The 8,807-nt window shown below is 39.4% G+C and carries 10 protein-coding genes and 1 tRNA gene; 10 read left to right on the forward strand and 1 reads right to left on the reverse strand.

The window, feature by feature from the left end; all coding sequences use genetic code 11:
* The first annotated feature begins 109 nt into the window (after window positions 1-109).
* The 8 genes from ASU02_RS18630 (at window position 110) to ASU02_RS18665 (ending at window position 7,357) form a co-directional block, all read left to right on the forward strand.
* Window positions 110-1,117 carry a LolA family protein gene (locus ASU02_RS18630; RefSeq protein ID WP_057766404.1) on the forward strand — a complete coding sequence of 336 codons (1,008 nt, stop codon included), beginning with the start codon at window positions 110-112 and terminating at the stop codon, window positions 1,115-1,117.
* A 149-nt stretch (window positions 1,118-1,266) separates the two neighbouring features.
* Window positions 1,267-2,412, forward strand: a complete 1,146-nt coding sequence (gene alr, locus ASU02_RS18635) for an alanine racemase (protein ID WP_408607291.1) — start codon at window positions 1,267-1,269, stop codon at window positions 2,410-2,412.
* Between the two features lie 178 nt (window positions 2,413-2,590).
* Window positions 2,591-2,872: a CopG family ribbon-helix-helix protein gene (locus ASU02_RS18640; RefSeq protein ID WP_053477859.1), complete on the forward strand. Its 282-nt coding sequence runs from the start codon at window positions 2,591-2,593 to the stop codon at window positions 2,870-2,872.
* 4 nt (window positions 2,873-2,876) lie between these two features.
* Window positions 2,877-3,227: a type II toxin-antitoxin system endoribonuclease NdoA gene (gene ndoA, locus ASU02_RS18645; RefSeq protein WP_009336311.1), complete on the forward strand. Its 351-nt coding sequence runs from the start codon at window positions 2,877-2,879 to the stop codon at window positions 3,225-3,227.
* Window positions 3,228-3,480: 253 nt separating this feature from the next.
* The gene (locus tag ASU02_RS18650; protein WP_057766408.1) at window positions 3,481-3,813 is read left to right on the forward strand and encodes an anti-sigma factor antagonist; all 333 of its coding nucleotides are present in this window, start codon (window positions 3,481-3,483) and stop codon (window positions 3,811-3,813) included.
* Window positions 3,810-4,283, forward strand: coding sequence for an anti-sigma B factor RsbW (gene rsbW / locus ASU02_RS18655; protein WP_057766410.1), 474 nt, complete (start codon window positions 3,810-3,812; stop codon window positions 4,281-4,283). Before ASU02_RS18650 ends, rsbW begins: the two co-directional genes overlap by 4 nt.
* Entirely contained in the window at window positions 4,261-5,046 is a 786-nt protein-coding gene (sigB, locus tag ASU02_RS18660; RefSeq protein ID WP_057766412.1) for an RNA polymerase sigma factor SigB, read from the forward strand. Before rsbW ends, sigB begins: the two co-directional genes overlap by 23 nt.
* A gap of 172 nt (window positions 5,047-5,218) precedes the next feature.
* A complete protein-coding gene (locus ASU02_RS18665) occupies window positions 5,219-7,357 on the forward strand; it encodes a Tex family protein (RefSeq protein WP_198317465.1) in 2,139 nt (712 codons plus the stop codon).
* 505 nt (window positions 7,358-7,862) lie between these two features.
* Here ASU02_RS18665 and cmpA read toward each other — a convergent pair.
* Window positions 7,863-7,976: a cortex morphogenetic protein CmpA gene (gene cmpA, locus ASU02_RS26265; protein WP_095396741.1), complete on the reverse strand. Its 114-nt coding sequence runs from the start codon at window positions 7,974-7,976 to the stop codon at window positions 7,863-7,865.
* A gap of 88 nt (window positions 7,977-8,064) precedes the next feature.
* Between cmpA and ASU02_RS18670 the strand changes: the two genes are divergently transcribed.
* Together ASU02_RS18670 and ASU02_RS18675 are read left to right on the forward strand one after the other, a co-directional pair.
* Complete coding sequence (locus ASU02_RS18670) at window positions 8,065-8,535, forward strand: SprT family protein (RefSeq protein ID WP_057766416.1); 471 nt, start codon at window positions 8,065-8,067, stop codon at window positions 8,533-8,535.
* A 117-nt stretch (window positions 8,536-8,652) separates the two neighbouring features.
* Window positions 8,653-8,724: transfer RNA gene (locus ASU02_RS18675), tRNA-Asn, on the forward strand.
* Window positions 8,725-8,807 lie beyond the last annotated feature (83 nt).

An 8,807-nucleotide genomic window follows, 5' to 3' on the forward strand; every position in this document is an offset into this window, starting at 1 on the left:
TCCATCTCCTCCACGATAAGTGCGCGATCAAAGCTAATTTTCACTTTAGAAATTGGCTTAGTGCAGTGGCTGGACAATACACTGAATCGAGACTAAAGGGGTTGAAGGAATGAGAAGAAAGTGGTTAATGCTGTTAGCCGGGCTATTGATTGTCATTGCATTGTCTGCTTGCGGAACGAAATCCCAAGAAGACGTAACAAAGGAGTTGAGCGGGAAGCTCGAGGAAATTAAAAGCTATAAGGCAAATGCGAAGATGACATTGCAGATGGGAACAGAGCCACAAACGTATGAGATTGAGGTTTGGCACAAGGATCCAATGTATTATAAGGTAGATCTCAAAAATGCGCAAAAGGATCAAAGCCAAATGATTCTTCGGAATGATGAAGGCGTGTTTGTCCTTACACCTGCGCTAAATAAGAGCTTCAAGTTTCAAAGCGAGTGGCCAAAAAATAGCAGCCAGGCTTATTTATATGAATCGTTAATAAAAGATATCATTGACGATAAAGAAGCCGCATTTAAAGCGACAAAAGATCATTATATATTTGAAACAAAAACGAAATACCAAAATAACCAAATGCTTCCTACCCAAGAAATTAAACTGAAAAAATCAGATCTCACTCCTGTAAGTGTGAAGGTAATGGATACAGATAAAAATGCGCTTGTAACTGTTGAATTCACGGCTGTGAAATTCAATGCTTCATTAGATAAAAAAGACTTTGATATGAAAAAGAATATGACAAGTGCCCAATTAGAAGTTCCTGTTATGGGAGAAGTAGCAGATGAAGAATTCTCAGTTAAATATCCTACTGGGTATTCAGAATATGAATTGATTGATCAAAAGGAAATAAAAACAGCAAATGGAAAGCGTGTAGTTTTAACATATGATGGTGAAAAGTCCTTTACACTCATTCAGGAAAAGGCAGAAGTTATGACGGCCTCTTCATTAACATCTGTAAGCGGTGACCCTGTGGACCTAGGTTTCACGATTGGTGCTCTTTCTAATAATACAATTACTTGGACACATCAAGGAGTGGATTATCTATTAGCATCCAATGATTTAACGGATGAAGAATTAACGGCAATCGCCCGTTCTGTGCAAGGAAATACAGTAAAATAAGTATTCGCATTCAGGCTCTTTGATAAGAGCCTTTTTTATTTGTGAATATTCAGATAAGGATTAAATTTATTTGACAAATTTATATAGAGAGTTTGATAATAATAATATTTATGACGGTTTAAAGGATGGGGAAGCTAGTGGACAGCCAATTGGCTTATTACAGGGATACTTGGGCAGAAATAAACTTGGAACATATTTCATATAATATTGAAGAAATGAAGCGTCATATTGGTGAAGGTGTGAAGGTTTTCGCAGTTGTGAAGGCAAACGCATATGGCCATGGTGACGAAGAGGTTGCTAAAGAGGCATTAAATTCAGGTGCATCCTATTTAGCTGTTGCATTTTTGGATGAAGCCCTCGCTCTCCGCAGAAAAGGAATTGAAGCACCTATCCTTGTGTTAGGGATATGCAGACCTGAGGATGTTAGAATTGCAGCGGAAAATCGGATCTCATTAACCGTATTTCAGCAGAAATGGCTTAGCGAGGCAAAGGAAACATTGCCCTCCAATGCCAGGTTAGACATCCATGTAAAGCTTGATACTGGAATGGGGAGACTGGGTGTACGCAGTAAAGACGAGCTAAATGGGCTTGAAGCAATAATAAAAGGGGATCCTCGATTTTATTTAGAAGGTGTTTACACACATTTTGCAACAGCCGATGAGCTTGATTTTACTTATTTTGAAGGGCAAATGGAACGCTTTCAAGAAATGATTTCTTGGTTTGAGGCAAGACCAGAATTTATCCACACAGGCAATAGTGCAGCTGCATTAATACATCCCGAGACACACCATAATGCAGTTAGGATGGGAATTTCTATGTACGGACTAACACCCTCACCTGAAATTGAACCAGATCTGCCATTTAGATTGAAACCTGCCTTTTCCCTCCATACAAAACTAGTACATGTTAAAAAGATTAAGAAAGGAGAGAGGGTTAGCTATGGTGCTACCTATGAAGCAGCCGACGACGAATGGATTGGGACTTTGCCAATTGGTTATGCTGATGGATGGATACGAAAATTAAAAGGCCAAGAGGTGCTTGTTGAGGGGCGAAGAGTTCCAATTGTTGGGCGGATTTGTATGGACCAATGCATGGTTAAGCTGCCGGCTGAGTTACCTATAGGAACGGTCGTGACTCTTATTGGGACGCAGGGAGATGAGTATATTTCTGTAAATGAAGTCGCTGAAAAGCTTCATACCATTAATTATGAAATTACATGTATGGTAGCGGGCAGAATTCCAAGGGTGTATAAAAAGAATGGAAAAGTGAAAAGGATTATTAACTCTTTATTGTAATTGATATTGTCGAAAAATGTCTTTTTTACTGGAAAAATAAGATTATGCATAAAAACTTAATTTTTTAGCCGATAATACAGAAGAATTAATAAATCCTCTTTGCATAAGGCGTGTTTGATGATAATATTGAAATTGGTAGATATAAAATGGTGTGTAGTGATGGTGGAGGTGTTTGTTTGTGGCTGAGTCCAGCGCAACAACAGAGATAATGGTTAAATTACCGCAACATCTATTAACAGAGTTAGATGGTTTTGCTAAACAGGAAAACGTTAACCGGAGTGAATTCATTTATCAAGCAACCAAAATGTATTTGCGTGAACGGAAAAAGAGACAAATTCGTGAATCCATGCGTCGTGGCTATATGGAGATGGCGAAAATAAATTTGACGATTGCATCTGAAGCATTTCAAGCGGAATTCGAGGCAGAACACACAGTTGAACGTCTAGTAAGCGGAGGGTAATCCTTTGATTGTCAAACGTGGTGACGTTTATTTTGCAGACCTATCCCCAGTTGTTGGTTCAGAACAAGGTGGCGTTCGTCCAGTGCTTGTCATCCAAAACGATATCGGGAATCGGTTTAGTCCCACAGTAATTGTTGCAGCAATCACTGCTCAAATTCAAAAAGCTAAGCTGCCTACTCATGTTGAAATTGATGCGAAGCGTTATGGCTTTGAACGGGATTCGGTTATTCTTCTAGAACAAATTCGTACGATTGATAAACAGCGCTTAACCGATAAAATTACCCACCTCGATGACGAAATGATGGAAAAAGTGGATGAAGCCGTGCAGATTAGCCTTGGTCTCATCGAATTTTAATAGAAAACGCTCTTGTTAAAGAGCGTTTTTATATCTTGAACGGTTATTAAAAACATTGGTTAAAAAAGCCACCATTTTTTTATAAAAAATAGATCGTCTGCCCAAGGCAAGCATACAATGCTTGCCTTTTTTATCAGTGATATGTTTCGAAAATTCTAATTAATAATTTTAAAAATAATCACGTATAACAGGTTTACTCTTTGCGGAATTCGGGTACTTAATAGGCAAATTGGCATAAAAAGGTGGGTCATTTATGAATATTTCTATTGAAACGAAGGAAAAGGATCAATTAATAACTGTGAATATTAGCGGCGAGATTGATGCATATACTGCACCCAAACTGCGTGAGTCCCTTTTTCAATTGGCAGAAAAAAAGGAATCAGTAATCATCATTAACCTTTCTGGCGTTACTTATATGGATAGTACAGGATTAGGTGTCTTTGTTGGCGTCTTTAAAAATATCCGTTCAAATAATGGGCAGTTAAAGCTTTTAGGATTATCCAGCCGATTAATGAGACTTTTTGAAATTACAGGTTTATCTACAATTATGGATATATCTGGCCAGATTGAAGGTGAAGTAAGTTGACACAATCATTTGATTACATTGAATTGAAAATTCCTGCTAAAGCCGAGTTCTTGAGTGTTATTCGGCTTACATTATCAGGCATTGCAAGCCGAATGGGGTTTGCCTATGATGAAATTGAAGATTTAAAGATTGCTACAAGTGAGGCATGTACGAATGCGATTCAGCATGCTTATACTAGTAATGAACATGGGGAAGTAATTGTTGGCTTTGGGTTATATGGGAACCGTTTGGAAGTAATGGTTGCCGATAATGGGATAAGTTTTGATTTTCTCGCCGCTAAGCAAGGGATTGGCCGTTATGAAGAGACAGATTCTGTTGAGTTTTTGCGTGAAGGAGGCTTAGGTCTTTACTTAATAGAGTCGTTAATGGACGAGGTTCGAATTCATAACAAAGAGGGTGTGACGGTCTTCATGATCAAATACCTTGAGGGGGAGCAGGTGGAGAGGGATGTCGAAACAATCTCAACCTAAGCAGATAACCCCTGAAGAAATTAACGGACTCATAAGGGCTTTTCAACTTGAACAAGATGAAGAGGCACAGAAAATACTTGTTCTCCATTATCGAAAGATGGTGGATTCAATTGCTCGTAAATATTCGAAGGGAAAATCCTTTCATGAAGATATTTCCCAAGTTGGCCTTATCGGATTATTGGGAGCAATTCGAAGATATGATGAAACGTACGGGAAAAATTTCGAAGCATTCGCAGTACCGACAATAATTGGAGAAATTAAACGTTTTTTGCGTGATAAAACTTGGAGTGTTCATGTACCTCGCAGGATAAAGGAATTGGGACCAAAAATAAAATCAACAATTGATGAATTAACCATCCAGCTGCAGCGATCCCCGAAAATGGCTGAAATTGCGGATGTTGTTGGCGTGTCAGAAGAGGAAATATTAGAAGCAATGGAAATTAGCAAAAGCTATCAAGCACTCTCTGTTGATCACTCAATTGATGCTGATTCTGAAGGTGGAACAACAACATTACATGACATTGTAGGGAATGAAGATGAAGGCTATGAGAAAATAAACCAAATTCTTGTACTTGAAAAGATATTGCATGTACTAACTGAACGTGAAAAAAGTGTCATTCAATATACGTATATAGAGAATATGAGCCAAAAGGAAGCGGGAGAAAGACTCGCAATTTCGCAAATGCACGTATCACGCCTGCAAAGAAGGGCAATAAAAAAGTTAAGGGAAGCAATTAACGCAAAGGAAAAGAATCCAGAATAGAATTTATGAAGGAAGCTTAGTTAGCTTATCTTACGAAAAGATAAGCTTATTTGTCTTTGAAGTGCGGCAATGTGAAACGCGGGCAAGATTTTGATAAGATAAGATGAAGACCTAAAAAGCTGGAGGTAAAACCTTGGAGAAAATAGTAAATAGGCAAGAGCAAATATTAGAGATGATTACGTCAGAGCTATCATTATCGCTAAAACAAGTGAAGAATACAATTAATCTTCTTGAAGAGGGGAATACTGTTCCATTTATTGCCCGTTATCGCAAAGAGTTAACGGGCGCTTTAGATGAGGTTCAAATTCGAGATATAATGGAACGCTGGCAGTACATACAGAATCTTGAGCAACGGAAAGAGGAAATTGTCCGATTGATCGATGAACAAGGGAAATTAACGGATGATTTAACGGTACAAATTCAAAAAGCGAGTAAGCTTCAGGAGTTAGAAGATTTATATCGTCCTTATAAACAGAAGCGCAGAACAAAGGCAACGATAGCAAAAGAAAAGGGCTTGGAACCATTTGCTGAATGGCTGCTTACTTTTCCGACTTCTTTATCAATAAAGGAGAAGGCTGCCGGCTTTCTTTCTGAAGAAAAAGAAGTAGAGACGGTTGAAGAGGCGATTACAGGGGCAAAGGACATTATTGCTGAATGGGTATCGGATGATGCAGAAAGCAGAAAGTGGATTCGACAGGAAACGTTAAAAACTGGAATAATTGAGTCTGCTGTTAAAGATGAAAAAAATGATGAGAAGAAAGTGTATGAGATGTATTACGAGTATGAGGAGCCCCTAGCAAAAATAGTTCCTCATCGGACGCTGGCTCTCAATCGTGGAGAAAAAGAAGATATATTGCGGATTAGTATAAAGCCGAATGTAGAATTTATTTTAAGATATCTTCACAAAAAGTGGGTTAAAAATGAGCAATCCCCTGCTGCTGCATTTGTTAAAGAAGCCTATGAGGATGGGTACAAGCGTTTAATTCAGCCATCCATTGAAAGGGAAATTCGAAATGAATTAACGGAGAAAGCAGAAGAGCAGGCGATCATGATTTTCTCCGAGAATTTACGGAATTTATTATTACAGCCTCCTTTAAAAGGCAAGGTGGTATTAGCTGTAGACCCAGCTTATCGAACAGGGTGTAAGCTAGCGGTTGTTGATGAAACAGGGAAGGTTTTGAAAATCTCTGTGATTTATCCTCATCCGCCTGTCTCTAAATCGAAAAAGGCAAAATCACAAATAATTGATATATTAAAAACTTTCAAGGTGGAAATGGTTGCCATCGGTAATGGGACCGCTTCTAGGGAAACAGAACAGTTTGTTTCGGACATCTTAAAAGAACTTAATGAAGAAATCTTCTATCTCATTGTAAATGAGGCTGGAGCAAGTGTGTATTCCGCATCAGATTTAGCGAGAGAGGAATTTCCAGAGCTGCAGGTGGAAGAAAGAAGTGCGGTTTCAATTGCCCGCAGGCTTCAAGACCCATTGGCGGAACTCGTGAAAATTGATCCAAAATCTGTTGGTGTTGGTCAATACCAGCATGATGTTTCTCAAAAGAAATTAACAGAATCGCTAAGCTTTGTTGTTGAGACAGCAGTTAACCAGGTGGGAGTCAATGTGAATACGGCTTCTTCCTCTTTGCTACAGTATGTGGCAGGTTTATCTAAAGCGGTTGCCAATAACATCGTGAAAAAACGTGAGGAAGAGGGAAAGTTCTCCAACCGGAAGCAGCTAAAGAAAATTCCTAGGCTAGGTGCTAAAACATATGAGCAAGCTATCGGTTTCTTGCGAATCATAGATGGCACGGAGCCATTAGATCGTACAGGTATTCACCCGGAGAGCTATTCTGAAGTAATAAAATTACTTAATAGTCTTGGCTTTACCACAGCTGATCTAGGGAGTCCTGCCTTAAGGGAATCTCTTTCAGGATTGAACGTTGCACAGTTATCGGAAGAGTTGGGGATGGGGGAATTAACGTTAAAGGATATTATAGATGCTCTTGTTAGACCTGAGAGGGACCCCCGTGATGATTTGCCTAAACCTTTATTAAAGAAAGATGTCCTTAAGCTGGAAGATTTAAGTACCGGAATGGAGCTTCAAGGCACTGTCAGAAATGTTGTAGATTTCGGTGCATTTGTTGATATTGGAGTGAAGCAAGATGGACTTGTTCATATATCAAAATTAAGCCGTAAATTCGTTAAGCATCCTCTTGATGTCGTTTCTGTAGGCGACGTAGTTACCGTTTGGGTTGATTCTGTTGACAAAAATAAAGGAAGAGTGTCTTTAACAATGCTTCCGCCAAATGAATAAAAATTTTTGAGGCTAGTGGCTAACTATACAACCCCTTGCAGGTGAAAATGTTTCATCTTGCAAGGGGTTTTTTATGCTTGTTGGGGATGAACAGGCGCTTCCGCTTTTCATGATGTCCAGCTGCGGCTTCTTGCCCCTCGAGGTCATAAGCCAATCTGGCTAGAAGGTTAAAGAACAACCTTCCATCCAGCTCGTCTTATGCTTTTCGGGGCAGACCAGTCGCCTCCGCATTTCTAATTGTCTAGCTGCAGCGCCTATCAAACTTCAGGTCCCCTCCCTACGATAAGTCAACATCGGTTCGCTTGCGCTCACCGTGTTTCCTTTATCTCAGTCGCGGCCCTTCCAGTTTGTACGGCGATGGTCAAGGCGCTTTCGTTTTTCTAATTGTCTAGCTGCGGTGGCTACCCCCTCGAGGTCACAAGCCAAGCTGGCTGAAAGGTTAAGAACAACCTTCCAACCAGCTCGTCTTGTGCTTTTCGGGGGTGAACAAGCCCCCTCCGCATTTCTAAGAGCAGTGTTTTTTTCTGTAGAAAAACCAGCATTGGTTTAATAATTTTATTTGATAACGATCTTTTTCAAAGAAAGCACGTTGGATTTGATTTTGAAACCATACAGGCATATGAGTACCTCCTCGGATCAAAAGGTATATATAATGTATGCTATAATAGGTTGTCATGTTGACAATATTTCTTAGGAGTAAGAGGAAGATGGATGATATAGAGTTACAAAGATTAGTTGAGGAAATTTCTTTAGCGGAATTTGGTAAACCATTCAGACATAAGGCTTACTTTAATTCAAGACTTAAAACAACTGGCGGACGTTATATGTTAAGTACTCATCACGTAGAAATTAATCGAATATATTTAGAACAATTAGGGCATCAAGAGCTGTGCGGCATTATCAAGCATGAGCTTTGTCACTATCATTTGCATATTGAGGGGAAAGGGTATAAACATCGGGATCAAGATTTCAAGATGTTAATGAAAGCTGTTGGAGCTCCTCGTTTTTGCTCGCCGCTGCCGGAAGGGAATCGGAGGGATGGAAATAAGAAGCTTATTATCTATTCTTGTAAGAACTGTGGGCAAGAGTATTATAGAAGAAGAAATATAAATACGCTTAAATATGTTTGCGGAAAGTGTAGAGGGAAATTAGTTAAGGTGAATGAAAGGGAAAATTAAAAGGGTTGTCTTTTAGGAAATATGCAAATAAAACGGCTAATTTTTTTGAAAAACATTCTTGACTTTTAATAGACAGGTTTTTATAATAGGAAGAGTCGAAAAGATGATATGAATTATTCCGCAGTAGCTCAGTGGTAGAGCTATCGGCTGTTAACCGATCGGTCGTAGGTTCGAGTCCTACCTGCGGAGNNTATTTGGGGAAGTACTCAAGAGGCTGAAGAGGCGCCCCTGCTAAGGGTGTAGGTCGGGTAACCGGCGCGAGGGTTCAAATC

This window comes from Cytobacillus praedii (genome assembly GCF_001439605.1).
GTDB classification, from domain to species: Bacteria; Bacillota; Bacilli; order Bacillales; family Cytobacillaceae; genus Cytobacillus; species Cytobacillus praedii.